Origin of the sequence: Amycolatopsis palatopharyngis (assembly GCF_003385185.1) — a bacterium.
Taxonomy (GTDB): Bacteria; Actinomycetota; Actinomycetes; order Mycobacteriales; family Pseudonocardiaceae; genus Amycolatopsis; species Amycolatopsis palatopharyngis.
On record NZ_PQHZ01000071.1, the window covers coordinates 1 to 25922 of the forward strand.

The 25922-nt window shown below is 68.1% G+C and carries 21 protein-coding genes, 1 tRNA gene and 1 pseudogene; 10 read left to right on the forward strand and 13 right to left on the reverse strand.

The annotated features are described in order from the left end of the window. Positions 1-134 precede the first annotated feature (134 nt). Both D0C15_RS30995 and D0C15_RS31000 read right to left on the reverse strand, forming a co-directional pair. On the reverse strand, positions 135-1610 hold the full coding sequence (locus D0C15_RS30995; protein ID WP_116051630.1) for a site-specific integrase: 1476 nt from the start codon (positions 1608-1610) through the stop codon (positions 135-137). A 100-nt stretch (positions 1611-1710) separates the two neighbouring features. Further along, positions 1711-1784 (reverse strand) — tRNA-Leu (locus tag D0C15_RS31000). Between the two features lie 193 nt (positions 1785-1977). On the opposite strand from D0C15_RS31000, the gene D0C15_RS31005 reads away from it, so the two are divergent. The 5 genes from D0C15_RS31005 to D0C15_RS31025 all read left to right on the forward strand — a co-directional run bounded on the left by D0C15_RS31005 (position 1978) and on the right by D0C15_RS31025 (position 6840). Continuing rightward, the gene (locus D0C15_RS31005) at positions 1978-2592 is read left to right on the forward strand and encodes an ANTAR domain-containing response regulator (RefSeq protein WP_116051631.1); all 615 of its coding nucleotides are present in this window, start codon (positions 1978-1980) and stop codon (positions 2590-2592) included. Positions 2593-2822: 230 nt separating this feature from the next. Continuing rightward, on the forward strand, positions 2823-4145 hold the full coding sequence (locus D0C15_RS31010) for a branched-chain amino acid ABC transporter permease (RefSeq protein ID WP_245976432.1): 1323 nt from the start codon (positions 2823-2825) through the stop codon (positions 4143-4145). 10 nt (positions 4146-4155) lie between these two features. Then, positions 4156-5148: a branched-chain amino acid ABC transporter permease gene (locus tag D0C15_RS31015; protein WP_116051632.1), complete on the forward strand. Its 993-nt coding sequence runs from the start codon at positions 4156-4158 to the stop codon at positions 5146-5148. Next, positions 5138-6016, forward strand: coding sequence for an ABC transporter ATP-binding protein (locus tag D0C15_RS31020; protein ID WP_116051633.1), 879 nt, complete (start codon positions 5138-5140; stop codon positions 6014-6016). Before D0C15_RS31015 ends, D0C15_RS31020 begins: the two co-directional genes overlap by 11 nt. 56 nt (positions 6017-6072) lie before the next feature. Further along, positions 6073-6840 (forward strand): ABC transporter ATP-binding protein, encoded by a 768-nt coding sequence (locus D0C15_RS31025; protein WP_116051634.1) that lies wholly within the window; start codon positions 6073-6075, stop codon positions 6838-6840. Between the two features lie 60 nt (positions 6841-6900). On the opposite strand, the gene D0C15_RS31030 is transcribed toward D0C15_RS31025, so the two are convergent. Together D0C15_RS31030 and D0C15_RS31035 are read right to left on the reverse strand one after the other, a co-directional pair. Further along, on the reverse strand, positions 6901-8145 hold the full coding sequence (locus tag D0C15_RS31030; RefSeq protein ID WP_245976434.1) for an ABC transporter substrate-binding protein: 1245 nt from the start codon (positions 8143-8145) through the stop codon (positions 6901-6903). A 220-nt stretch (positions 8146-8365) separates the two neighbouring features. Then, the gene (locus tag D0C15_RS31035) at positions 8366-8803 is read right to left on the reverse strand and encodes a hotdog fold thioesterase (RefSeq protein ID WP_245976437.1); all 438 of its coding nucleotides are present in this window, start codon (positions 8801-8803) and stop codon (positions 8366-8368) included. A gap of 77 nt (positions 8804-8880) precedes the next feature. Here D0C15_RS31035 and polA point away from each other — a divergent pair, with 77 nt between their 5' ends. Both polA and D0C15_RS31045 read left to right on the forward strand, forming a co-directional pair. Next, positions 8881-11607: a DNA polymerase I gene (gene polA, locus D0C15_RS31040; RefSeq protein ID WP_116051635.1), complete on the forward strand. Its 2727-nt coding sequence runs from the start codon at positions 8881-8883 to the stop codon at positions 11605-11607. A 43-nt stretch (positions 11608-11650) separates the two neighbouring features. Next, a complete protein-coding gene (locus D0C15_RS31045; RefSeq protein ID WP_245976438.1) occupies positions 11651-12232 on the forward strand; it encodes a Rossmann-fold NAD(P)-binding domain-containing protein in 582 nt (193 codons plus the stop codon). On the opposite strand, the gene D0C15_RS31050 is transcribed toward D0C15_RS31045, so the two are convergent. The 5 genes from D0C15_RS31050 to D0C15_RS31070 form a co-directional block, all read right to left on the reverse strand. Continuing rightward, on the reverse strand, positions 12223-12825 hold the full coding sequence (locus tag D0C15_RS31050) for a TetR/AcrR family transcriptional regulator (protein WP_116051649.1): 603 nt from the start codon (positions 12823-12825) through the stop codon (positions 12223-12225). The two genes, D0C15_RS31045 and D0C15_RS31050, sit on opposite strands and share 10 nt — an antisense overlap. Before the next feature lie 11 nt (positions 12826-12836). Then, positions 12837-14732, reverse strand: a complete 1896-nt coding sequence (locus tag D0C15_RS31055; protein WP_116051636.1) for a YhgE/Pip family protein — start codon at positions 14730-14732, stop codon at positions 12837-12839. After that, a complete protein-coding gene (locus D0C15_RS31060) occupies positions 14729-15430 on the reverse strand; it encodes a P-loop NTPase family protein (protein ID WP_116051637.1) in 702 nt (233 codons plus the stop codon). Before D0C15_RS31060 ends, D0C15_RS31055 begins: the two co-directional genes overlap by 4 nt. A 103-nt stretch (positions 15431-15533) precedes the next feature. Further along, complete coding sequence (locus D0C15_RS31065) at positions 15534-16451, reverse strand: GNAT family N-acetyltransferase (protein ID WP_116051638.1); 918 nt, start codon at positions 16449-16451, stop codon at positions 15534-15536. Further along, entirely contained in the window at positions 16448-17326 is an 879-nt protein-coding gene (locus D0C15_RS31070; protein ID WP_116051639.1) for a class I SAM-dependent methyltransferase, read from the reverse strand. Before D0C15_RS31070 ends, D0C15_RS31065 begins: the two co-directional genes overlap by 4 nt. 304 nt (positions 17327-17630) lie before the next feature. Here D0C15_RS31070 and rpsA point away from each other — a divergent pair, with 304 nt between their 5' ends. Then, entirely contained in the window at positions 17631-19154 is a 1524-nt protein-coding gene (gene rpsA / locus D0C15_RS31075) for a 30S ribosomal protein S1 (RefSeq protein ID WP_116051640.1), read from the forward strand. 441 nt (positions 19155-19595) lie between these two features. Here rpsA and D0C15_RS31080 read toward each other — a convergent pair whose 3' ends face one another. Then, the gene (locus D0C15_RS31080; RefSeq protein WP_116051641.1) at positions 19596-19808 is read right to left on the reverse strand and encodes a hypothetical protein; all 213 of its coding nucleotides are present in this window, start codon (positions 19806-19808) and stop codon (positions 19596-19598) included. A gap of 185 nt (positions 19809-19993) precedes the next feature. Between D0C15_RS31080 and coaE the strand changes: the two genes are divergently transcribed. Next, on the forward strand, positions 19994-21190 hold the full coding sequence (gene coaE, locus D0C15_RS31085; protein WP_116051642.1) for a dephospho-CoA kinase: 1197 nt from the start codon (positions 19994-19996) through the stop codon (positions 21188-21190). Between the two features lie 86 nt (positions 21191-21276). Here coaE and D0C15_RS31090 read toward each other — a convergent pair whose 3' ends face one another. Further along, the gene (locus tag D0C15_RS31090; RefSeq protein ID WP_116051643.1) at positions 21277-21792 is read right to left on the reverse strand and encodes a ribonuclease FAU-1 family protein; all 516 of its coding nucleotides are present in this window, start codon (positions 21790-21792) and stop codon (positions 21277-21279) included. Between the two features lie 83 nt (positions 21793-21875). Here D0C15_RS31090 and uvrB point away from each other — a divergent pair, with 83 nt between their 5' ends. Further along, entirely contained in the window at positions 21876-24035 is a 2160-nt protein-coding gene (gene uvrB / locus D0C15_RS31095) for an excinuclease ABC subunit UvrB (RefSeq protein WP_116051650.1), read from the forward strand. Positions 24036-24054: 19 nt separating this feature from the next. On the opposite strand, the gene pqqB is transcribed toward uvrB, so the two are convergent. Both pqqB and D0C15_RS31105 read right to left on the reverse strand, forming a co-directional pair. Further along, entirely contained in the window at positions 24055-24939 is an 885-nt protein-coding gene (pqqB, locus tag D0C15_RS31100; RefSeq protein WP_116051644.1) for a pyrroloquinoline quinone biosynthesis protein PqqB, read from the reverse strand. Continuing rightward, a pseudogene (locus D0C15_RS31105) lies at positions 24936-25253 on the reverse strand (SPASM domain-containing protein); the annotation flags it as partial. The gene pqqB and the pseudogene D0C15_RS31105, both read right to left, overlap by 4 nt. Between the last annotated feature and the right edge of the window lie 669 nt (positions 25254-25922).

Here is a 25922-nt window from a genome sequence, read left to right on the forward strand (position 1 = left end):
CAAGCCCGGTGGACCATGCGATGGAAACCCGCATTGAACGCGTTCGCCAACACGTTCGGTGACCGCTGGCCGGGCGCCGAGAAGTACTAACCACGAACGCCGAAAACACCGTTCCTGTTACAGACCCCTCCACGTCAGTCTGCCTGAACTGTAGGGACGCAGAACATGTTGGTAGCCGTGAGTGATCGCATCTTCCCTGGACCGAGTTCGACGTCAGTGTGGTTCGGGACGACGGCGGCATTAGAGGGAGGAACACTCCGGCGAACGTTTTTTGGGTGGTTGCGGGTCGTCGCACCTGCTGTGGGCCAGCGTGGTCTCGCCGCCGGTGGATTGGCGTGGCATTGCCGACGGCAGGATGTCGTGGCTTTGGCGTCGTGTTCGTTTTGGTGATGTCCAGTCGGGGGTGCTGGGTGCTCGAGGATGTGGGCGGCGGTGGGGTTGGGGTGTTGGCGTCCGAGGTAGTGGTTTTGGGTGAAGGCGGGTTGGGCGTGGCCGAGGTGGTCGGCGATTTGGCGGGCGGTTTGTCCGGCGTGGTCGAGGGTGGTGGCGACGGTGCGGCGGGCGACGTGGGTGGTGAAGTGCGGGTAGCCAAGGCGGCCTCGCAGTTGGCGGAGCGCGGCTTGGACGGTGGAGGGGTAGCGCCAGGTGCCGGAGGCGGAGGGGAACACCGGCCCATCGCCGTTTAGCTGTGTGCCTTTGCGCGCGGCGAGCCTGGCGCGAAGGGAGTCGGGCAGCGGGAGTATGCGGTGTGCGGTGGGGGTCTTGGGGTCGTGCTGGACCGGGCCGGTGCCGGGTTCGTAGGCAAGCGTGGCGCGGATCCACACGGAGCGGGCTGGGAGGAGTTGTCCGTCGACGGTGATGGGGTGGTCGGTGAGGTTGACCCCGCGCCAGCGCAGGGCGAGCGCTTCGCCGAGGCGGGTGCCGGTGCCGAACAGCACCTGCAGCAGATCGGCCACGTCGGTCCGGGTGGCGTGGTGGTCGGTGTCGACCGCATCGAGGAACTTGCGTGCCTGTTCGGGGGTGAAGGTCTGGCGGGTGCGGACGGGGCCGCCGACGATGGGTTCGAGGTCGCGGACGGGGTTGTGGGGCAATACGCCGTGGCGGACGGCGAGTTGGAGCACGCCGGAGAGGACGGTGCGGATGCCGCGGCGGGTTTCGGGGGCGAACCCGTGGACGTCGGCGAGGGTGTCGAGGAATCGTTCGAGGCGGGGCACCGTGCATTCGCGCAGGAGCAGTTGCCCGAGCGCGGGCAGGACGTGGTTGCGCAACTGGCGGCGGTAGTGGTGGTAGGTGGTGGTCCGGACGCGGCGGGCGACGCGGTCCAGCCATAGGGCGGCGGCTTTCTCGACCCGGGAGGTGGGGGAGAGGTCAATGTCGATAGTGGTCTTGGCTCGCTGGCTGAGTTCGGTGCGGAGCCGGTGCACGGCGTGGGCTTCGCTGGTGCCGGTGCGGCAGACCTGGCGGGTGCGCCCGTTCTCACCGCGGTACTGGGCGTAGGCCCGCCACGGACGCCGGCCGTGCCGGGTTTCGCATGCCCGCCCGGGCCCGGGGGCCTGCGCGACGGTGCGGATCTGTCCCCACGTGCCCAGGGGAAGGGGCGGTCGTGCCACGGTGATCCTCCGTGCCCATATCGCATACCTAAGGCATGCCTACGGGCTACCTCACGGTCGGCAGGATCGATCCGTCACGTCTGTGACCTGGCCTTTTCGGTGCCCCCGGTGCGACTCGAACGCACACTGGACGGATTTTGAGTCCGCTGCCTCTGCCGATTGGGCTACGGGGGCGGCGACGTCGAACTCTACGCGATCGCCGAAGGCGCTTGTATCCGGGCTACCACGAATCGTCACAGTGGGTGGGGAGCACAGGCGGTCACACGGCGTGGTGAACGCCATCTTTCCGCTGGCCACAGTCCCGGTAGGCTGCTGGTGTCGCGGCGCGCCGCACACCCCCATCGCCGAGCAGTGCAGGAGGACCCCGGTGACCGAACAGGCTACCGAGGCCGACGGTGTCGTCACCGCGCCACAGCGCAGGGTGCTCGTCGCCGAAGACGAGGCCTTGATCCGGCTCGACCTCGTGGAAATGCTGCGCGAGGAGGGTTACGAGGTCGTCGGCGAAGCCGGCGATGGCGAGGAAGCCATCAACCTCGCCGTCGATCTCAAGCCCGACCTGGTCATCTTGGACGTCAAGATGCCCAAGCTCGACGGTATCGAGGCCGCATCGAGGATCACCAGCGACCGGATCGCCCCAGTCGTCATCCTCACCGCCTTCAGCCAGCGTGACCTGGTCGAACGCGCTCGCGAGGCCGGCACCATGGCTTATCTGGTCAAGCCCTTCGCCAAGCGCGACCTCGTGCCGGCAATCGAACTCGCCGTCAGCCGGTTCGCCGAGCTGCAGGCCCTGGAATCCGAGGTCGCCGGGCTCAACGAGCGGTTGGAGACCCGCAAGGTCATCGATCGAGCCAAGGGTCTGCTGATGACCGCGCAGGGACTCACCGAGCCCGACGCCTTCCGCTGGATCCAGCGCACCGCCATGGACCGCCGCACGACCATGAAGGCCGTCGCCGAGGCCGTCGTCGACAGCATGGGTAAGTAGTTCCGGCCAGCTCGCCAACCGCCATTCGGCCTTACCTCTCGCCAACTCGCGACTACACCGTCACGATGTGGACACAGCGTGATCTTCCGGCTGTGCAACAGAGCGTGACGGAGCTACGTTCCCCATCGAGTTGTCTCTAGCCGGATATCCCGGCACGGATAAGCATGCGAGGGTGTCGTGCTACGGCAGTACGAGCGAGAGAAGCGGGGCGGTCTGTGACAGTGCGGAGCATGGTCGGGCGAGCGCTGACGCTGATGGCGTTGTGCGCTCTCACCGTGCTGCTGCCCGCGGCGTCCGCCGCGGCGCAGGACAGTGAGGCACTGCGCGGCACGCTGCGCGGGCCCGACGGCGATCCACTCGCCGGCGTGAGTATCACCGTCACCCAGGACGGCGCCGAGATCGGCACGGACACCAGTGCCGACGACGGAACCTGGGAGATCAGCCTTCCCGGCACCGGCGAGTACGACGTCGAACTCGATACCAGCACCGTGCCCGACGGCCTCGTGCCCCGGCTGCCCGGTGGTGAGGTGCTGAAGGACGTCACGGTCTCGCCGGGACAGTCGCGAGTGGTGATCTTCCCGCTCGTCGAGCCCGGCGAGCAGGCCGCTCCGGGCCAGAACGACGGACCTGCACCCCCACCTGCGCCACCACCACAACCACCGTTCGCCGAACGCTTCGCCCAGGCGCTGCTCAACGGCATCCAGTACGGCTCGGTGATCGCCATCAGCGCCATCGGACTGTCACTCATCTTCGGCACCACGCGCCTGATCAACTTCGCCCACGGCGAGCTCGTCACCATCGGCGCCGTGGCCGCCTTCTTCTTCAACGCCGCGGCGGGCGGACCCGGGCTGCCACTGATCCTCGCGGCCGTCCTCGCCGTGATCGTCGGCGCACTCGTCGGCGGCGGTATCGAGCGGGTCCTGTGGCGCCCGCTCCGTCGCCGCGGGACCGGCCGGATCAACCTCTTCATCATCTCGATCGGGCTCGCGCTCCTGCTGCGGCACGTCATCCTGGTGCTCTACGGCTCCCGGCCGGAGTCGTACGCCGACTACAACATCCAGCAGACCATCCAGATCGGCGTGGTCACCGCCACCCCCCGCGACCTCAGCATCGTCGCGATCTCCGTCATCGTCCTGGTCGGCGTCGCGCTCATGCTCCAGCGCACCCGGATCGGCACGGCCATTCGCGCCGTCTCCGACAACCGGGATCTCGCCGCATCCTCCGGCATCGACGTCAACCACGTCATTCTCGTGGTGTGGTTGCTCGGTGGCGGACTGGCCGCTCTCGGCGGGGTGATGTTCGGTCTCGCCGAGGTCATCTCCTGGGACATGGGCTTCAAACTGCTGCTACTGATGTTCGCCGCCATCATCCTCGGCGGCCTCGGCAGCGCATACGGTGCGATGGTCGGCAGCTTCGTCGTCGGCATCGTGGCGCACCTGTCCACGCTGTGGTTCCCCATCGAACTGCAGAACGCCTGGGCGTTGCTGGTCCTGATCGTGGTCCTGCTCGTCCGGCCACAAGGAATTCTCGGCCGCCGCGAACGGGTCGGGTGAGGGGAGCGCCATGGACTTCTCAGCAATCCTCACCAGCGCCCTCAGCGGTGCTCTCGGCCCCGTCGCGGCCGCTTACGCCCTCGCCGCCATCGGGCTGAACCTCCACTTCGGCTACACCGGACTGCTCAACTTCGGCCAGGTGGGCTTCATGCTCGTCGGCGGTTACGGAGTGGCGATCTCGGTGTCGGTGTTCGCCGCGCCGCTCTGGCTCGGGGTGATCGTCGGTGTGCTCTGTGCGATCGTCCTCGCGCTGCTGCTCGGCGTGCCGACGCTGCGCCTGCGAGCGGACTACCTGGCCATCGCGACCATCGCCGCAGGCGAGATCCTGCGATTGTTCTATCGATCCAGTTTCGCCGAGCCCCTCACCGGCGGTGTGTTCGGCCTGCAGCAGTTCGCCAACGACTTCTACGACCTGAACCCGTACCCGCCGGGCACCTACGGCTTCGGCCCGATCTCGTTCGGCGCCAGGGACATGTGGGTGATCACCATGGGGTGGTCGCTGGTCGCCCTTGCCGCCCTGCTCCTCTACCTGCTGGTGCACAGCCCGTGGGGCCGGGTGATCCGGTCCATCCGGGAGGACGAGAACGCCGCCCTGAGCCTCGGCAAGAACGTCTACTCCTACAAACTGCAGAGCCTCGTGCTCGGTGGCGTCATCGGCGCCTTCGGCGGCATGGTGATGGTCATCAACACCCAGTCGGCCAGCGCCGACAGCTTCGACCCGCTGGTGACCTTCTTCCTCTACACACTGCTCATCCTCGGCGGCGCGGGCCGGGTGCTGGGGCCGGTCATCGGCTCGGTGATCTTCTGGTTCATCGTGGTGTTGCTGGACAATCTGCTGCGCCAGGCGATCGCCTCGGGCGTGATCCCGGCAAACATCCTCAGCGACTCCGAGGTGGGCGCCGTGCGTTTCGCGCTCGTCGGACTCGGCCTGCTGTTGTTGATGGTCTTCCGGCCGCAGGGGATCCTCGGCCGAAAGGAAGAGATGGTGCTCGATGCCCGCTGAGCCACAGACCCCGGCGGCCAACGACCTGTCGGCGGTCGCGCCGGAGCCCGGAGTCGCCAAGCCAGACCCGATGCTCGTCGCCGACGGCGTCACGCGCTCCTTCGGCGGCCTGCACGCCGTCTCCGTCGACCACCTCGAACTACAGCGCGGTGCCATCACCGCCCTGATCGGGCCCAACGGAGCAGGCAAGACCACGCTGTTCAACCTGCTGACCGGCTTCGACCGCGCCGGATCGGGAACCTGGACGTTCGACGGCGCCAAGGTCAGCCAGCTGCCCGCCTACCGCCTCGCCCGAAAGGGCATGGTCCGCACCTTCCAGCTCACCAAGGCACTGGCCCGGCTCACGGTGCTGGAGAACCTCCAGCTCGCCGCCACCGACCAGCGCGGTGAACGGATGTTCGCGGCGATGCTGCGCCCGCTGTGGCGCAGCCAGGAGGCCGAGCATCGCGCCCGGGCTGAGGAGCTGCTCGAGCGCTTCAAACTCGACCACCTGCGCGACGCCCACGCCGGCACCCTCTCCGGCGGGCAGCGCAAACTGCTGGAGCTGGCGCGGGCGCTGATGGTGCGCCCCTCGATGCTGATGCTCGACGAGCCGATGGCCGGGGTGAACCCCGCGCTCGCGCAGTCACTGCTGGAACACATCGTGGAACTGCGCGACGAGGGCATGACCGTGTGCTTCGTGGAGCACGATATGGACATGGTGATGGGCACCAGCGACTGGGTGGTCTGCCTGGCGGAGGGCCAGGTGATCGCCGAGGGGACGCCACGGGCGATCAGCACCAACCCCCAGGTCGTGGACGCCTACCTCGGTAAGCAGCACGGTAGCCCGCCCGCAGAGGAGCAGGGTGATGAGCGACCGGCACCGTGAGCGAATCGGGTACGGCACCAAGCGATGTGCCGCCCGCCGGCGAGTGAGGCAAGGACATGAGTGAAGAGAACTCCCCCGGCCCCGAGGCAACCGAGGTCCCCGAGGCGCTGCTCTCGGCCGAGGCACTGGTGGCCGGGTACCTGCCCGGCGTGAACGTCCTGGACGGGTGCGACCTGCGCCTGGCGGACGGGGAACTGGTCGGCATCATCGGCCCCAACGGTGCGGGCAAGTCGACCCTGGTGAAGGCGATGTTCGGCCTCGTCCCCGCCCGCGGCGGCGCGGTACGGCTACGCGGGGACGACGTCACCAACGCACCCGCGCACACCCTCGTCGCCAAGGGCATCGGTTATGTTCCCCAGCGCGACAACGTCTTCCCGACGCTCACCGTCGAGGAGAACCTGCACATGGGCACGTATCTGCGCCCGAAGGAGTTCGATCGCCGCTTCGAGCGGGTCGCCAGCCTGTTCGGACGGCTCGCCGAACGCCGTAAACAGCGAGCGGGCTCGATGTCCGGCGGCGAGCGGCAGATGCTGGCCATGGGGCGCGTGCTGATGGCCGAACCCGACGTACTCCTGCTCGACGAGCCCTCAGCCGGGCTCTCGCCCGCCTACCAGGACCAGGTGTTCGAACAGGTCAGCCAGATCAACAAGGCCGGCGTCTCTATCGTGATGGTGGAGCAGAACGCCCGTCGCTGCCTGCAGATCTGCGACCGGGCATACGTCCTCGACCAGGGGCGCAACGCCTACACCGGCACCGGCCGCGAGCTGTTGCACGATCCCAAGGTCATCGAGCTCTACCTGGGCACCCTGGCCAAGGCGCTGTAGCCGGCCAGACGGAAAGGGCGGCGATGCCATCGGCACCGCCGCCCTTTTACCTGCCCTGGGTCAGCTTCCTAGCTTGCTGACCTCGGTGCGCAGGGTTTGCAGCTCACCCTGCTCGTCGTAGGTGTAGACCTCGATCGAGGCCTGCCCCGGCTCACCGGCTTCGGTGAAGTCCAGCGGACCGCTGACACCGTCGTAGTCGATGTCCGAGCCCGCTTCGAGCTTCGCACTGCAGTCGGCGAAAGTCGTGCACTTCTCGCCTTCCTTGGTGATCCCGACGACCTCCTTCGAGAACACCGCCGCGTCGTCGCTGTTGGCCTTCTGCGCGGCCAGCGCGAGGGTGATGACGCAGTCGTACACCTGCGGCGCGAACTGCAGCTCTTCCAGATCCGGAGCGAACTCCTGGAGCTGGCTGACGAACTCGGCGTTGTCGGCGGACGCCGGAGCGGTGCCCTTCATCCCCGACAGCACACCCGGGTCACCCTTGGCGACCAGCGAAGCCAGGTCGGTGTTGCGCAGCCCATCCGCGCCGTAGACGCCGATGCTGTCCGGTCCGAGACCCGCCTCGATCAGGCCCTGCAGGATCTGCGTGCCCTCCTCGAAGCCGATCACCACGGCAGCGTCGGGGTTCGACCCCTGGATCTGCTGAACCACCGGCGCGTAGTTGGTCGCCTTCGGGTCGTAGGTCTCGGCGAGCACCACTGTGGCCCCCGCACCTTCCAACGCCTTCTTGGTCGCATCCTGCAGGCCGCGACCGTAGTCGTCGGCCCTGGCCACGAGTGCCACCCGGCTGTGCCCATCACCGACGATGGTGTTCGCCAGCACCGGGCCCTGCAGCACATCGCTGGGCGCGGTACGGAAGTAGAAGCCACCGTCGTTGTAGTCGGTGAAGGTCGGTGCGGTGTTCGAGCCGGAACACTGCGCCACCTTCGCCCCGGTCACCTTGTCGATGATCGCCAGCGACATGCCGGAGGCCGCCGCTCCGATGATCGCGTCGACACCGGCGCCGAGTACCTGGTCCGCGGACTGGGCGGCGACGGCCTCCGATGCGGCCTCGTCGCGGCCCACCACCCCGGGCAGTTGCTTGCCCAGCAGACCGCCGGAGTCGTTGATCGTCTTGATGGCGAAGTTCACGGCCTCGATCTGCGGCGGCCCGAGGAACGCCAGCTGACCGGTCTCTGGCAGTACGTAACCGAGCTCGAACACCCCGTTCCCAGTGCCTGCACCAGCCTGCTGGTCGCCGTTCTCATTGCCCTGGCCCTCGTCCCCTCCGCCACACGCGGTGAGGACGAGTGCAGTGGCCGCCACGATGGCCCCTGCACGGACACCCGTCCTGAAGTGCACAACAGCCTCCAGTCGTCTTGCCTGTACGGAAGAGGTGGATGCCCCCCGACGGACGGCCACGGCGGGTCGCCGGGCATGCCCCTTCCGTCTGAATAGAGCGGAATCGTAGATCTCGGGGCACCCGAGTGCGACCGGTTCGACCCGATCGGGATCTTCCTGCAATGTGGCGGCGGTAGCGGTTGTGTTACTGAGCAGGTGCTTCGATGACCGCGCAAGTCAATCGGGCCGTGCAGCTGCGGCGCCCGGCTTCGTCGGTGATGGCGATGTCGACGCTCACCGTCGTGCGGCCCACGTGCAGGGGGACGGCGACCCCCGTGACGACGCCCTGGCGTACCCCCCTGTGGTGACTGCAGGAGAGCTCGACCCCGACGGCCAGCTTGCCTGGTCCGGCGTTCAACGCGGCGACGGTGGAGCCGAGAGCCTCGGCGAGTACCGCGTTGGCTCCGCCGTGCAGGAGCCCGTAGGGCTGCAGATTGCCCTCGACGGGCATCGTGGCAACCACCCGTTCGGGGCTCGTCTCGAGCACCGTCATGCCGACCTTGTCGTTGAGCTGCTGCTTGGCGACCACCGGATCTATGCCGGCCAAGATCTCCTGGAACGGGTCGGACACGTGCTCGCTCACCGTCGGGCTCCTTATCTCTGCGTCACTCCGCGAACGCTCACGAAAGAGTGTCGGGGCGTCACCCTAGACTCGCCCTCGTGAGCCCCAGTCAGAACACCACAGTTGCGAAAGACACAGCCCAGCAGCCCCGGTTACTGCTGATCGACGGTCACTCGATGGCCTACAGGGCGTTCTTCGCCGTGCCAGCCGACCGGTTCCGCACCTCGACCGGGCAGGTCACCAACGCGGTCTTCGGGTTCACCTCGATGCTGATCAACCTGCTGCGCGACGAGCAACCCACCCACCTCGCCGTTGCCTTCGATCTCTCCCGCAAGACGTTCCGTTCCGAGACGTTCGCCGACTACAAGGCCACCCGCTCGGCCACACCGGACGATTTCAAGGGCCAGATCGCGCTGATCCAGGAGGTGCTCGGCGTACTCGGTATCCCGACCCTGACCAAGGAGAACTACGAGGCCGACGACGTCATCGCCACCCTCACCACGCAGGCGGCCGCCGACGGCTTCCAGGTGCTCATCTGTACCGGCGACCGGGACGCACTGCAGCTGGTCACCGACTCCGTCACCGTGCTCTACCCCAAGAAGGGCGTTTCCGACCTCGTCCGGTTCGATCCGGCGAGCGTGCAGGACAAGTACGGGCTGAGCCCGGTCCAGTACCCGGACTTCGCGGCCCTGCGCGGCGACCCTTCCGACAACCTCCCTGGCATTCCTGGCGTCGGGGAGAAGACCGCGGCGAAGTGGATCAACCAGTTCGGGTCCCTCGGCGACCTGATCGACCGGATCGACGAGGTCAAGGGCAAGGTCGGGGACGCGCTACGAGCGCATGTCGACGCCGTGATGCTCAACCGTCAGCTCACCGAACTCGTCCGCGACGTCCAGCTGGAGCTGGCCCACGGCGAGCTGGAGCTGCGGCCGTGGGACCGCGACGCCGTGCACCGGCTGTTCGACGAACTGGAGTTCCGCGTTCTGCGCGACCGGCTGTTCGCGACGTTGTCCAGCGCGGAGCCGGAGGCCGACGAGGGATTCGAGGTCAGCGGCGGCGCGCTGGGAACCGGCGAGCTCGCGGCGTGGCTGGACAAACACGCCCGCGGCGGCCGGGTCGGGCTGTCCCTGCGTACGACGGGGGCGTCGGTACAGGCTGACGTGCTCAGCGTGACACTGGCCGCACCGGACGGCGAGGGGGCCTACGTCGACGTGTCGACGATGGACGACGCCGACGACAAGGCCTTCGCGGGCTGGATCGCCGATGCGTCCGTGCACAAGGCAGGGCACGGGCTGAAGGCCGCCCTGCACGCCGTGCTCGGCCGGGGCTGGACCATGGCCGGGCTCGCGATGGACACCGCGCTAGCCGCGTACCTCGTGCGCCCCGGCCAGCGCTCCTTCGAGCTGGATGATCTCGTACTGCGCTACCTGCAGCGCGAACTGCGCTCGGAGACCGCCGCCGAGGACGGCCAGCTGTCGTTACTGGAACCCGACGCGGCCGAGGCCGAGGACGCCAAGCTCGTGCAGGCCGAACTCGTGCGAGCCCGTGCGGTGGCCGAGCTGGCCGACGCGTTGGCCAAGGAACTCGACGGTATCGGTGCGACCCGCCTGCTCAGTGAGATCGAGCTGCCGCTGCTGCAGGTCATCACCGAGGTCGAAGCCGCGGGTATCGCCGTCGACATCGAGCAGCTCACCGAGCTGGAGGCGCATTACGCGGGCCGGGTACGCCAGGCCGCGGACCTCGCGTACGAGGTGATCGGCAAGCAGATCAACCTCGGTTCCCCGAAACAGCTGCAGGTGGTGCTGTTCGAAGAACTCGGCATGCCGAAGACCAAGCGCACCAAGACCGGGTACACCACCGACGCCGAGGCGCTGCAGACGCTGCACGAGAAGACCGAGCACCCGTTCCTGCAGCATCTGCTGGAACACCGAGACGCCACTCGGCTGCGGACCACCGTGGAGGGGCTGATCAAGTCCGTCGCCGACGACGGGCGCATCCACACCACCCTGCAGCAGACCGTCGCCGCCACCGGACGGCTGTCCTCGGTGGATCCGAACCTGCAGAACATCCCCGTCCGCACCGAGGAGGGCAGGCGGATTCGCGACGCGTTCGTGGTGGGGGCGGGCTACACGGAGCTGATGACCGCCGACTACAGCCAGATCGAGATGCGCATCATGGCGCACCTTTCCGGTGACGCGGGACTGATCGAGGCCTTCAACACCGGCGAAGACCTGCACACCTTCGTGGCGTCCAAGGCCTTCTCGCTCGACCCGGCCGAGGTTACCCCGGAGCTGCGGTACCGAGTCAAGGCCATGTCCTACGGGTTGGCCTATGGCCTTTCCGCGTACGGGCTGGCCCAGCAGCTGCGGATCTCCACAGACGAGGCCAAGGCACAGATGGACGCGTACTTCGCCCGGTTCGGGGGTGTCCGCGACTATCTGCACACCGTGGTCGAGCAGGCGGGCAAGGTCGGCTACACCGAGACGATCTTCGGCAGGCGGCGCTACCTGCCGGACCTCAACAGCGACAACCGGCAGCGCAGGGAAATGGCCGAGCGTATGGCGCTGAACGCGCCGATCCAGGGCAGCGCTGCGGACATCATCAAGGTCGCGATGCTCGGTGTGCACCAGGCGCTTGCCGAGACCGACCTGCGTAGCCGTGTGCTGTTGCAGGTGCACGACGAGCTGGTGCTCGAGGTCGCCGACGGCGAGCGGACGCAGGTGGAGGAGCTCGTGCGCAGGGAGATGGGCAACGCCTACCAGCTGGCCGTCCCGCTGGAGGTCTCCGTCGGGTCCGGCCGTTCCTGGAACGACGCGGCGCATTAGAGCAAGCACGGAGCTTTCGTCGCCGCGGTAGTAAATTGGAGGTATGGCGGGAAAGAACGCGGTGGTCCTCTCCGGCACCGGCCTGCTTGACGACGTGGTCGAGAGACTGATCGCCGACGGGTGGGACGTCGTCCTCCCGAGCAGGCGGTACAACCCGATCGTTTCGCGGGGCACGAAGACCCACCATGGACGGGTGCGCAGAACCGGTCCGGGACGGGCGTTCTGGGTGGAAGCGGAGTGGGAGCGGCCGCGGGAGCTCGCCCTCGGCGCGCAGTGGCTGCTGCCCATTCCCGCCGGGCTGCTCGTCGCCTGGGTGCACGAGTCCTATCGCCGTTCGGTGCTCGGCGCGATCGAATCCTCGCTCGCGCCCGGAGCGCCCGTGGTGGAGGTGCGCGGTTCGGCAGGCGTGCTCGCCGACTCGGCGGACGCGACCTTGGCGGCGCATCCCACCCAGGTCGTGCTGCTCGGTACGGCCTCGGACCGCGACCCGGCGCGGGCCTTGTCACTACCGGAGATCTCGGCGGCGGTCCTCGACGCGACCGGACGTGCGAGGCGTGGCGGCCCACCGTCCCTGCACCAGGTCGGGCAACGGCGGCCGGTGCGCAGCCAGGTCTTTCACCGCTGACCCTCGTCCGGCAGCTGCTTGGCGAGCCCCCGGGCCAGCAGCATCACTGACTCGCGAACCTCGGCGCGTGTCCGTTCCGGCTGGAACACCTGCCAGTCCAGCGCCACGACCAGCAGCGTGCCGAACAGGCCCGCCGCCGCTACCGGGACCTGCACCCCCGCGGGCAGACGTCCCGCCGCCTCGATGCGCCCCAGCTGTTGCTTGATGATCGTGATGATCTCCTCGCGCAGCAGCGTGAGCGTCTCGTGCCACTGGCCCGGCGTACGCCACAGCTCGCTCACCAGGATCTGCGAGAACCCCGGATAGCGGCTGATGAACTCGAGTGTGGCGTCCACCAGCGACTCGAGCCCGTCGACCGGGTCCCGCTCCTCGGTGCTGGACCGCAACCGTTGCGCCAGCAGGTCGACCCCGTATCGCAACAGCGCGTCGACGAGGGCGTCCTTACTGCCGAAGTTGTAGTAGACGGTGCCCTTCGCGACGCCTGCGGCTGACGCGATCTCGTCGACCGTGATGCCGACGAGCCCCCGGCTCTCGGCCAGCTCCAGCGTCGCCGCGAACAGTTTGTGCCTGGTGGCCTCGGTTCTCGCGCTCATCGCCTTCTCGCTCACAGTGCCAGCTCCGGCTTCAGTCGTGACACTGTCCACACGCGACGCTTGTGGGCCGCGAAAGTGGAAGCCGCGAGCGCGACGCCGAGGTAGGCGAGCAGGACCAGCACGTCACCGAGGATCTGCAGGGAAGCGCCGGTGTAGAGCAGATGCCGCAATCCGTCGATGACATAGCCCATCGGCAACAACATGTGCAACGGATAGAGCGCGTCCGGAATGGTCTGCCACGGGAACGTACCTCCGGCACTGACCAGTTGCAGGACCAGCAACACCAGCCCGAGGAACTTGCCGACGGCACCGAACAGAGCGTTGAGCGCGTGCAGGATCGCGGTGAACGCGAGTGAAGCGAGGATGACGAAGCCGATAGCGCCGAGCGGATGGGCGACGTCGATGCCGACCAGCCAGGTCACCGCACCGAACAGCACCACCACCTGTGCGATGCCCAGCACGGCGGCGGCGAACCAGCCGCCGAGCGCCACCCGCAGGGGCGAGGCGCCGGCTGTCAGCGCGCGCGTCGAGAGCGGCCGGAGCAGCAGGAAGAGGACGAACGCGCCGATCCAGGTCGCCAGGGCGATGAAGAACGGGGCGAGCCCGGCACCGTAGGTCGCCGCGGAGGCGACGCCTGCGGAGTTCACCGCGACGGGATCGGCGATGGTGTCGGCCGTCGCCGCACGTGTGGGATCGTCCGGATTCGGGATCTCCCTCAGGCCAGCGCCGAGCCCGTCCCTGAGCTCGGCGGCCCCGTCCGCCAGCTGTGTCGTCCCGCTCAGCGCGCGTTGCTCACCCGAGTTCAGCTGGGCCGCGCCGTCGGCGAGTTCACCCGCGCCGTCCGAGGCGCGCTGGATCCCCTGCACCAGCGCCGGAGTCGCACCCGCGAGCTGCGCCGCACCGTCGGACACCTGCTGCGCGCCGTCGGCCAGCGTGGTGAGCTTCGCCGAGGCGTCCTGGACCGCGGCGTCCGCCTGGTCAATCGGCTGCCGGAGCTGCCCGAACACGCCGAGTGCGTGCTCGATCTCGGTGTCGGAAAGACCACCCTCCCGCAGCCGTTGGGCCAGCTGGTCGTCGATGTTGTCCAGGCTGTCGCGCAGCTCGCTCGACCGGGCCGCGAGTGCCGATCCTGCCTGCGCGACGGTCGCATTGCCCGCCGCTACCTGGCTCGCACCCTCGGCGAGCTGGCGAGTCTTCGCCGGCAGTTCCGCGGTGCTCTGCCGCAAAGTCGTCAGGCCACTGGCGAGCTCCGTGCTGCCGGAGGCCAGTTGTTGTGCGCCGCCGGCGAGCTGCTGCTGGCCCTGCCGCAGCTCGGTTGCCCCGTCGGCCAGGGTCATGGCGCCGCCATGAGCCTCCTTGATCTTGGTGTGGATGGTGGAGAATCCGAGGAGGAACCGGTCGGCCGCCTCACTGCCCACCTTCTCCGCGATCGTGCGACGCACCTGCTCGGCGACCTGGTCGGCGATGGTGCCGGAAAGATAGTTGTTGGCATCGTTGGTGGTCAGCGTGATCGTGGCCTGCCGCGGTTCGAAGTTGCCGCTGGAGAGCAGGGCGGCGGAGAAGTCGCGGGGGATGGTGATCGCGAAGGAGTACTTGTCGTCGCGGACGCCCGCCTGTGCCTGCTCCGCGCTGGTCTCGTGCCACTGGAACGTGCCGGAGCCGAGCAGTTCGTCGGTCACCTCACGGCCGATATCGCGTTCGTCGCCCTCGGCGTCGGCGGCCCCCGCGTCCGCCGTGACCACCGCTGCGGGCAGTTTGTCCAGCCTGCCGTAGGGATCGTAGTTCGCGTACAGATACAGCGAGGCGTAGAGCAGCGGAACCAGGATCAGCGCCGCCACCGCGAGTTTGGGCAGTACCCCGCCGGTGAGCCTGCGCAGCTCGTTGAGGGCGATCCGAATGCCGCTCATGCGTCCTCTCCCGTGGTGATCTCCTCGGCTTCCGTTCCGGCGGCCTCCGTGCCCTCCGGGGTGCAGCGCAGCGGTGGAGGTTGCTCGTGCGCACCGACGCGGGCCGGGGCACAGGGCAGTGCCGCGGGCGGGACCGTCGCGGTGAGCACGACCACCGCGAGTCCCCGTTCGGCGTGTTCCTGGGCGAGCATCGACCAGCTCTCCACGTCGCTGGTGTGCCGATCGGGCGTGTCGAGAACGAGCACCCGGACGGCGGGCCTGACAGCGGCCAACTCGGTCAGCAGCCGGGTTCGAGCGACCGGCGCGACGTTCTCGAATCGGGTGTCCGCGTAGGCCGCAACGTCGTGCTCGGCGAGCCAGCGCCGGACGCTCTCCCGGTCGGCGGGCGCGCCGGCCAGTGCCAGTTCCTCGCCGATCACCACCCGCAGGGCAAGCGCGTCGTCGGGTTCGCTGACGCCGGGAGCGTCCACGACGGCGACATGCCTGCGCAGCGCCGCGGCATCGGCGGAACCGTCGAAGGTGACCTGACCTGTCGTCGGGTGCAGCCGCCCGGCCAGCGTCAGACCGAACGCGGTGAGTCCGGTGCCCGGGTCGCCGTGGACGAGCGCGAACTCGCCTTCGCCGACGGTGAGTGAGGTGGATGGCAACAGTGTGCCGTGCGGACCGTTGACGGAGACGCGATCGGCGTGCACCTGCATGGCAACTCCTTTTGAACTGACCGGTCAGTTCAAATTAACGGTGTTGCGTCCTCGCGCGCAAGACGATCAGGTGTGATCTGCCCTTCCGGTGGTCAGTGGACGATCAGCGCAGGGCCGAAGCAGGCCGAATTTCCCACATTGTCCACAATGGGCGATATCCCTGCCGGTGCCAGAACACCGGGGACAGTGGATTCGTGGGGCTGTAGAAGAGAAAAGTGCCCTCGACGTCGTCGAGATCGAGCTCGTGGTGTGCCACCGACATCAGCGCGCGGCCCACGCCGCCGCCGCGCGCCGGAGCGAGGACCGACAACGTTCCCACGTAACCCCACCGCCCCTCGGCGAGTCGTCCCGCCACTGAACTGCCCGCGGCGGGAGTCGTCCAGCCACAGCTGGCGAGCCCGACGGCGGCCCCGCCGGACTCGGCGATCCAGGTGCGCCCGCCGAACACGAGCCCACGCCGGACCTCGGTGGTGATCAGGTCGATGGCGTTTTCGCGCACCACATTCGGCCCGACCAGCGCCGAGTAGCGGAGCTCCGCCATACGCAACGCGATGATCTCCTCCTCGTCGACCGGCCGGGCCCTGCGCACCAGCACTCCGGGAACATCGACCTCGGGCGCCGGGCGGTTGGGGCGCACGGCCAGCGCGTTCAGCGGTTGCAGGCCGTGGTCGAGCAGGGCCTTCGTCGCCTCGGCATCGCGGGAGGGCCACGCGACCGCACAGGCCGAGTCGGGCATCGGCTGTTCCCGGTCGAGGCGTCGTCGCAGCGCTCCGAGCAGGGCGGACATGCCCTCGGCGCCGGTGTTCCCGATGAGCGGGCTGAGTTCCCAGTTCTCCTGGGCCGCCCACAGGCTCTCCATCGACCCACTGCCGTAGACCGCCCGGTAGAGAATGCCGTGCACCTCTCTGCCATCCGCCAGCACGGCCGTGAGGCGTTCGCCCTCGGGGAGTTCGGTCACCGGTGGCAGCAACGGGTCGATGCGCGCGAAGTGCTCGGACTGCTCAGCCGTCCGGTCGGTCACCGGTCGCTCTCCTTCGTGGTTCGGAAGATCGCGGTGCCGGGAAACAGCTTGCCGCGCAACGGGCTCCACTGTCCCCAGGTCCGGGTGTGCCCCGCGGGCCATTCGGGCTCGATCAGGTCGTGCAACCGGAGTCCGGCCTCGGCAAGTGCGCGGACGTAGTCGCCGAGTGTGCGGTGGTACTCGACGTAGGTCGCCCTGCCCTCGGCGTCGACCTCGGCATAGGGCGTCCGGTCGAAATACGGCTGGGTCGCGGTCAGACCTGCGGGACCTGGATCGTCCGGAAAGATCCAGCGCATCGGGTGCGTCACCGCGAACACCCAGCTCCCGCCGGGGCGGAGCACCCTGGCCACCTCGGCGAAGAGGGTCTCGATCGAGGCGACGAAGGGAACGGCGCCGAACGCGGAGCACGCGGTGTCGAAGCTGTCGCCGGCCAGAGGCAGTTGCTCGGCGTTCGCCTGGATCAGCGGCACCCTGATCCCGGTTCGAGCACCGGCGGCGACACCGTGGCGCAGCATGCCCCCGGAGAGATCGACGCCGATCGCCCTCGCGCCCTGGCTGTGCAGCCAGCGGGTACACGGTGCCGAGCCGCAGCCGACCTCGAGTACGTCGGTATCGTGGACGTCACCGAGCAGGCGCGCGTCGGCCTCCAGCAGGCCCTCGGGGCACCAGCGGAAGTCGCTTTCGCCGAGGAACTCACCGTGGGTCGCGTGGTAGTCGTCCGCGTCGGCGTCCCACCATGCGAGGTTGGCGGCCGCGGCTTCGGCCGAGCCGACCGGCCGGTAGGCGACACCTGCGGTGTGCAGGCGTTGCTCCGCCCGCTCGTGGCGGTCGGACGCCGGCGGGGTCGGCGGCGTGGACGGCGGGGGAGTGACCACGCCCGCTATCCTGCCCGGTGTCCCGTCCTGAGGTCGCGCCGGGGACGAGGACGGACCCTCATTGTGCCCGCGTCGAAGCGCCGCGTAGGATACGTGTTAGCGCAGTGGGTTCGCGCTGCCTTTCACTCAGCAGTGTTCGTGCTGGACGGAGTTCTTGCTGGTTGTGGGTCGCGCTCCTCGGGTGATGCTTGCGGCCGTTCCTCGTTGGACGAGGTCGAAGAGTCTCGTCGTCGCCCCTGACTCCCACGGCGCGCGCAAACTGCACACCCACTAATCCCAAGCCGTTACCGGAGCAACCCGCCTAATGACCACCGACACAACCACCGCCCCGACCGCCACCGCCCCGGCGCAGCAGGTCGCGATCAACGACATCGGGACGGAGGAAGACTTCCTCGCAGCCATCGACAAGACCATCAAGTACTTCAATGATGGCGACATCGTTGAAGGCACCATCGTCAAGGTCGATCGCGATGAAGTGCTGCTCGACATCGGGTACAAGACCGAGGGCGTCATCCCCTCGCGCGAGCTTTCCATCAAGCACGATGTCGACCCGGCCGAGGTTGTCACCGTCGGTGATGAGGTCGAGGCCCTCGTTCTCCAGAAGGAGGACAAGGAAGGCCGCCTGATCCTGTCCAAGAAGCGCGCGCAGTACGAGCGCGCCTGGGGCACGATCGAGGAGCTCAAGGAGAAGGACGAGCCGGTCAGCGGCACCGTCATCGAGGTCGTCAAGGGTGGTCTCATCCTGGACATCGGCCTCCGTGGCTTCCTGCCCGCCTCGCTCGTCGAGATGCGCCGCGTCCGCGACCTGCAGCCGTACGTGGGCCGCGAGCTCGAGGCCAAGATCATCGAGCTGGACAAGAACCGCAACAACGTGGTCCTGTCCCGTCGCGCCTACCTGGAGCAGACCCAGTCCGAGGTCCGCAGCGAGTTCCTCAACGCGCTGGCCAAGGGGCAGGTCCGCAAGGGCGTCGTCTCCTCGATCGTCAACTTCGGTGCGTTCGTGGACCTCGGCGGTGTCGACGGCCTGGTGCACGTCTCGGAGCTGTCCTGGAAGCACATCGACCACCCGTCCGAGGTTGTCGAGGTCGGCCAGGAAGTCACCGTCGAGGTGCTCGACGTGGACATGGACCGCGAGCGCGTGTCCCTGTCGCTGAAGGCCACCCAGGAAGACCCGTGGCGTCAGTTCGCCCGTACCCACGCGATCGGTCAGATCGTGCCGGGCAAGGTCACCAAGCTCGTTCCGTTCGGCGCGTTCGTCCGCGTCGAGGAGGGCATCGAGGGTCTGGTGCACATCTCCGAGCTGGCCGAGCGCCACGTGGAGATCCCGGAGCAGGTCGTTCAGGTCAACGGCGATGTCATGGTCAAGGTCATCGACATCGACCTCGAGCGTCGCCGCATCTCGCTGTCGCTGAAGCAGGCCAACGAGGGCCTCACCACCGACGCCGAGTTCGACCCGACGCAGTACGGCATGGCCGCCGACTACGACGCCGAGGGCAACTACATCTACCCCGAGGGCTTCGACCCCGACACGCAGGAGTGGCAGGAAGGCTACGACACTCAGCGTGAGGAGTGGGAGCGTCAGTACGCCGAGGCGCACTCTCGCTACGAGCAGCACATGAAGCAGATCGCCAAGGCCGCCGAGGCCGACGCGGAAGCGGCTGCCCAGGCGATCGCCGGCGGTGGCGAGAGCACCGGCGGTGGCGGTGGCGGCGGAGAGCAGAGCTACTCCTCGACCCCGTCCGACTCGGCGCCGAAGAGCACCGGTGGCACGCTGGCCAGCGACGAGCAGCTCGCCGCGCTGCGCGAGAAGCTGTCCGGTGGTGCGTGAGGCCCTGAGCGCCTGACAGCAACACCCGCGAAAGGCCCCGGTCCAGTTCGGACCGGGGCCTTTCCCGTGCGCGCCTCACCCCCAGGGCCTTGGAGCGTCTGCAAGTACCCCCAAGCAAGATCGACATCCCTTTTTTCCGCAGCCAACCGCCGCCGATTTCCCGGGTCTCGCTTGCGCGCTTACGCAGCCGGGTGCGGTGCCATCGTCGGATCGAGGGATATGGGTTCTGCCTAGGCCGGGGCGACGACACCTCATGCCGGACCGAGCGAGGACGGCTTGGTAGCGGTTGACGACGAAGCCGATCTTGCTTGGTGGTACTTGCAGACGTACCAGGCCTGGGTGAGGGGGAGCGGGGGTGGACGGCGCGCCAAAGGCGGGTGAGAACGCGTTTGTGCGTGTGCTGCCTGGCGGTCGGGCGGTCTGGCGGTCGGGCGGTCGCCGTCAGGTGGTGGCTGGGGCCCAGGCGCGCTCGTGAGCGGCGGCGCGAGCCCTGCGCCGTAGTCCGGCGAGGCTGTGTTTGGCCGGGACCAACAGGGCTGTCAGCCAGGTGCGGCGATACTCGTCCAATGCCGCCGCCACGGGACGATGCATGACGCAATGCACCAGCCCCGGCGTTCCGAGCCGGTGCTTACCGATGTGCTTGCTGTCTGGCATCGTTCCTCCGTGTGGGCGATTGCCTACGCCGCGCACGGTACGCAATCGGGCGGCGAAATGGTGTGAATTTCCCGGCGTGTCACCCACTCCAGTTGCATAACGTCCCGTGATGTGCGTCTGGGTGTGTCCGCACGCTGAAGATCACCGCCGTCGCGGACGGTTTGCCGGGCTGATTGAATGCGCTCATGCTGCGAGTGGGACTCACCGGCGGGATCGGTGCCGGAAAATCGACCGTCGCTGCCAGGCTGGTCGAGCATGGCGCGGTGCTGATTGACGCGGACCTCCTGGCCAGGGAGGTGGTCGAGCCCGGAACCGAAGGGCTTGCCGAGATCGTCGACGCCTTCGGCCGGGACGTACTGACCGAGCACGGGGCGTTGGACCGGGCCGCGCTGGCAGCGAGGGCGTTCGCCGACGAGGAGTCACGCCGCCGATTGAACGGCATCGTGCACCCCAGAGTCGGCGCGCGAACGGCGGAGCTGATGCAGGCCGCTGCCACCGACGCGATCGTGTTGCACGACATCCCGCTCCTGGTCGAGGGCGGCCTGGCTCCGCACTACCACCTGGTGATCGTCGTCGACGCCGACGAGGAGATCAGGGTGCGGCGACTCGTTGGTTCGCGCGGGATGTCCGAAGCGGACGCACGGGCCAGGATCGCGGCGCAGGCGAGCCCGGAACAGCGCCGGGCCGCGGCGGACGTGTGGCTGGACAACGGCGGGGCGCGGGACATCGTGCTGGCCGAGGTCGATGCCTTGTGGGCGGATCGGCTGGTGCCGTTCGAGGCCAACCTGCGGTTGCGCAAACCGCGGCCACCGCGTTCCCCGCTGGTGTCCCCCCACGACGAGAGCTGGCCGGCACAGGCCGAACGCGCGCTCGCCAGGATCAGGGCGGCGATCGGGGACAAGGCTCTGCGAGCCGACCACATCGGTTCCACAGCGGTTCCCGGTCTGCCCGCCAAGGACGTGCTCGACCTCCAGTTGACCGTACCCTCGCTCGCCAGGGCCGACGAGGTCGCCGACATCCTGTCCGGTGCGGGATTCCCCAGAGCCGAGGGGCACTGGTTCGACGATCCGCAGGATGACTCCACGCCCGTGGCCCTCTGGGACAAACGATTCCACTTCGGCGCGGACCCGGTCCGCCCGGTGAACCTGCACGTGCGTTCCGTCGAGGGCCCCGCCTGGCGTCTTCCACTGCTGTTCCGGGACTGGCTGCGGGCGAACCCGCCGGAGCTGACGGCGTATGCCGAGGTCAAACGGCGGCTGGCCGGAGCGCATGCCGGTGACGGGACGACCCTGCCTTACGCCGAGGAGAAGCAGGGCTGGGTCAACGACGCCTTCGTCCGCGCCGAGCGGTGGGCGGAGCGGACCGGGTGGAGCCCGGCCTGACAAACCGGAACTGCCAACTCGGGCCCGGGATCTGCCAACTCAAGCCCCCGAACTGCCAACTCGGGCACTGGAACTGCCAACTCGGGTTAGTGGCGTTGCCAGGTTAGGTGGATGTTCTTGGTGCGCAGCCAGTCGTGTAGGCGGTAGCCGTGGCTGGCCAGGCCTTCCACGGTGACGAATGTGGTGTTCAGCGCGTGCTGGGCGAGGTCGGCGGTGAGCAGGTCGGCGCTGGTGGCGGCGAGCAACTCGTCGGAGTCGAGCACGTCGAGGCCACGGGCGTCGCGGAGCACGATGTCGAGGTAGAGATCGGTCGCGTGCCACTGGTTCCCGCGCCGGTCGATCCGCACGACATCGAGGTAGAAGTCCTGATCGTGCTCATGTCCCTCGGTGAACCAGAAGTCGGTGATCCGCAGTCCGAGTTCGGGCAACAGCCACGACTCCAGATAGTGGAACTGCCGCCTGCCCGGAGTGGGCCGGGCCATGTACAGCCCGAACGGTTCGGTACGGAACTGCTCGACCTGGCGGTCGATTCCCTTCGGGTCGGTGTTGTTCATCGCGGGTACGTCGAAGATCTCGATCTTTGGCGGGTGCACGTCGGCCATGTCGCCCGTCCTGCCGGGTGCCGATCGAGGTGGTCCGTCACCACCGGCTGAAAACTGTCGGTGGTCGCGCCTACCCTGGAGACGTGGCTTTCGCAACCGAACACCCCGTGCTAGCGCACTCCGAGTTCCGTCCGGTCTCCGACGTCCCCAGGTCGGATGGCAAGTTCACGGTGGTCAGTGACTACCAGCCCGCCGGTGACCAGCCCAAGGCGATCGACGAGCTGGAGCGCCGGATCAAGGCGGGGGAGAAGGACGTCGTCCTGCTCGGCGCCACCGGTACGGGTAAGTCGGCGACCACCGCCTGGCTGATCGAGCGGGTACAGCGGCCCACTCTGGTGATGGCTCCGAACAAGACGCTGGCCGCGCAGCTGGCCAACGAGCTACGGGACCTTTTCCCGCACAACGCGGTGGAGTACTTCGTCAGCTACTACGACTACTACCAGCCAGAGGCCTACATCGCGCAGACCGACACCTATATCGAGAAGGACTCCTCGATCAACGACGACGTCGAGCGGCTGCGGCACTCGGCGACGATGAACCTGCTCTCGCGGCGGGACGTGATCGTGGTGGCGAGTGTGTCGTGTATCTACGGCCTCGGTACCCCGCAGTCCTATCTCGATCGCTCCAGCCGGCTCAAGGTGGGCGAGGAGGTGGACCGGGACACATTCCTGCGGGCCCTGGTGGACGTGCAGTACACCCGCAACGACCTCGCGTTCGCCCGTGGCACCTTCCGGGTGCGTGGCGACACCGTCGAGATCATCCCGGCCTACGAGGAGCTGGCGATCCGGGTCGAATTCTTCGGCGACGAGATCGACAAGCTGTACTACCTGCACCCGCTCACCGGGGACATCGTGAACGAGCTCGACGAGGTGCGGATCTTCCCCGCCACGCACTACGTCGCGGGGCCCGAGCGGATGGACAAGGCCGTCCGGACGATCCAGGCCGAGCTGGAGGACCGGCTGGCCACGCTGGAGAAGCAGGGCAAACTGCTGGAAGCCCAGCGGCTGCGGATGCGCACCAACTACGACATCGAGATGATGCAGCAGGTCGGGTTCTGTTCCGGGATCGAGAACTACTCGCGGCACGTCGACGGGCGCCCAGAGGGGTCGGCACCCGCCACACTGATCGACTACTTCCCCGAGGACTTCCTTCTGGTCGTCGACGAATCGCATGTGACCGTCCCGCAGATCGGCGGCATGTACGAGGGCGACATGTCCCGTAAGCGCAACCTCGTCGAGCACGGGTTCCGGCTGCCCAGCGCGATGGACAACCGCCCGTTGACCTGGGAGGAGTTCTCCGACCGGATCGGCCAGACGGTGTACCTCTCGGCCACCCCGGGCCCCTACGAGATGGGGCAGGCCGCCGGCGAGTTCGTCGAGCAGGTCATCCGGCCCACCGGCCTGATCGATCCCGAGGTGGTCGTCAAGCCCACCGAGGGACAGATCGACGACCTGGTACACGAGATCAGGACCAGGGCCGACAAGGACGAGCGGGTACTCGTCACCACGCTGACCAAGAAGATGGCCGAGGACCTCACCGACTATCTGCTCGAACTGGGGGTCCGGGTGCGTTACCTGCATTCCGAAGTGGACACCCTCCGGCGGGTGGAGTTGTTGCGACAGCTGCGCTCCGGTGACTTCGACGTGCTGATCGGGATCAACCTGCTGCGCGAGGGGCTCGACCTGCCCGAGGTGTCCCTGGTGTCCATTCTGGACGCAGACAAGGAAGGGTTCCTGCGCAGCGGTACCTCGCTGATCCAGACGATCGGCCGTGCGGCGCGAAACGTCTCGGGCCAGGTACACATGTACGCGGACAAGATCACCGACTCGATGCAGCACGCCATCGACGAGACGGACCGGCGCCGGGTCAAGCAGATCGCCTACAACACCGAGCGCGGTCTGGATCCGCAGCCGTTGCGGAAGAAGATCGCCGACATTCTTGATCGGGTCTATGACGAGGCGGAGGACTCCGAGCAGGATGTCGCGATCGGTGGTTCCGGTCGGAACTCCTCCCGAGGGAAGAAGCCCGAGCAGGGTGGCGGTGTGCGCAGTTCCGGCATGCTCGCGGACAAGGACGTCGGCGCGATGCCGAGGGCGGAGCTGGCGGATCTCATCCAGCAGATGACCGAGCAGATGATGCAGGCGGCTCGCGACCTGCAGTTCGAACTCGCGGCTCGGCTGCGTGACGAGGTCGCGGACCTGAAGAAGGAACTGCGTGGGATGGATGCGGCGGGCATCAAGTAGGCGCGGTCCGGACTCTGCTTCACACCCGTAGTTCGGTTCCGTCCCAGGGCAGTCCGGCGCCTGCCGTTCGCAACTCGGCGAACTCCGGCGAGCGGGGGTTCAGCACCGGGTTGGTGTTGTTGACATGCGTGTACAACCAGCGGGTCCGGCTGTCGCCTCGGCGGATCCGTTCCAGACTGCCACCGGCGCCGGCCATCGGAAGGTGTCCCATCGCGAGCTGGGCGCCGGAGCCCACGGCGGTGTGTGTCGCGATGGACATTTCGTTCGCAGCGTAGAAGGAGCCGTCGAGAAGCACGTGAGTCGCGCCCACGCAGAACTCGTCGAAGTCCTGTGGCCAGCCCGCCAGACACGGGGCGTAGACGAGGGCGTTGCCGGTGGCCTCGTCGGTGATGCGGTACGCCACCACCCAAGGCCCTTCCGCAGGGGACTCCGCCGCGTACTTCGGACGCTTGTCGCTGATCCGTAGCGTGCTGACCCGCAGGCCACGGAGGTCGGGTGCGGTCCGCAGCGAGTGCCATTCCCAGTCGACATACCGACCGATGATCTCCCGTGCGGGCAGCGCGTCCAGCACCGACTCCGGAGCCCAGACCCGCAACCCGGGGGCCTCCTTGAGTTGGAGGAGCCCGAGGGTGTGGTCCAGTTCGCCGTCGGTGAGCAGCACGCCGCGGATCGGCGTCTCCCGTGCTCCCGGGCCCGGAGCCAGCGTGGGACAGGCCAGGATCTGCGCCCGGATATCGGGGGAGGCGTTGAGGAGGTACCAGTCGTGACCGTCCGCGCTGATCGCGAGGCAGTCCTGTGTCCGCGTGGCTATCGCGCCCTCCCGGGCGGCGCGGCAGTTCGGGCAGGCGCAGTTCCACTGCGGCAGGCCACCGCCCGCGGCCGTGCCGAGGAGAACAGCCCTCATCGGGCACCGCGCATGACGAACTCCGCGTCGGCCGACGGTGCGGTCAGGATCTGGTCGATCAGTACCCGGTCGGGCGACAACCGGCAGACAGGATCGGTAGCGGCCGCGTCCCCAGTGAGCTGGAACGCCTGGCAGCGGCAGCCGCCGAAGTCGATCGAGCGCCGGTCGCAGGAACGGCAGGGATCACGCATCCAGTCCTCGCCGCGATATGCGTTGAAGGATTCCGAGTGGTACCAGATGTCGGCCAGCGGCCGCTCCCGCACGTTGTCGAACGACAGCGTCGAGATCGCGGTCGGAGCCGGACAGGGCAGCACCAAGAAGACGGCGGGACTGGTGCTCGCCGAAGCCGCGCAGGAACGCACCGAAGGAGCCTAGCACCGCGCCAACGCCGCGGCCGACACCTGCGCCAACACCGAGGCACAGACAACGGACGGTGAACTCGACCACGACACCCCCGCCGAGCAGGCCCACCACGAGCGCACCGCCGACTCCGAACGGACCCAAGCCGCCGCACACGACAGCACCGCCACCTCCGACGAGGCGGGCGCCGACCCAGACGGACCGGACCCCACCGGCAACGTCTACGCCCACGGCGCTCCCACCGCCCGCCTGGCCGGGTAGTCCTACCCCGAACCAGCCGCGATCGCCGTCGCCCGGAACCGCTGCCCAGCCCAGCCCCGCAAGGCGTCTCCACCCCGGGAGCGCGACCACGGGCGAAGCCGCTGACCGGCGAGGCACCGGGACCCGACATTCCGGGACGAGCACCTCACGCACTGGCGTGCTCCCTCGATGTCTGAGCGGGAGGAAGTATCAGTCGGTGCCGTTCACCGAGGGCCTTTCGGCAGGCGGTCATGTTCTAATACTGCAACGGCAGTTGGTCGTCGTGTGGTAGATCATCGTTGTGGTGGTCGATGTGGTGATGGGGCAGCTGGATCGGGTTCATGATCGGATCGCGGGACGGTTCAGGCGGTCGGAGCCGCGGG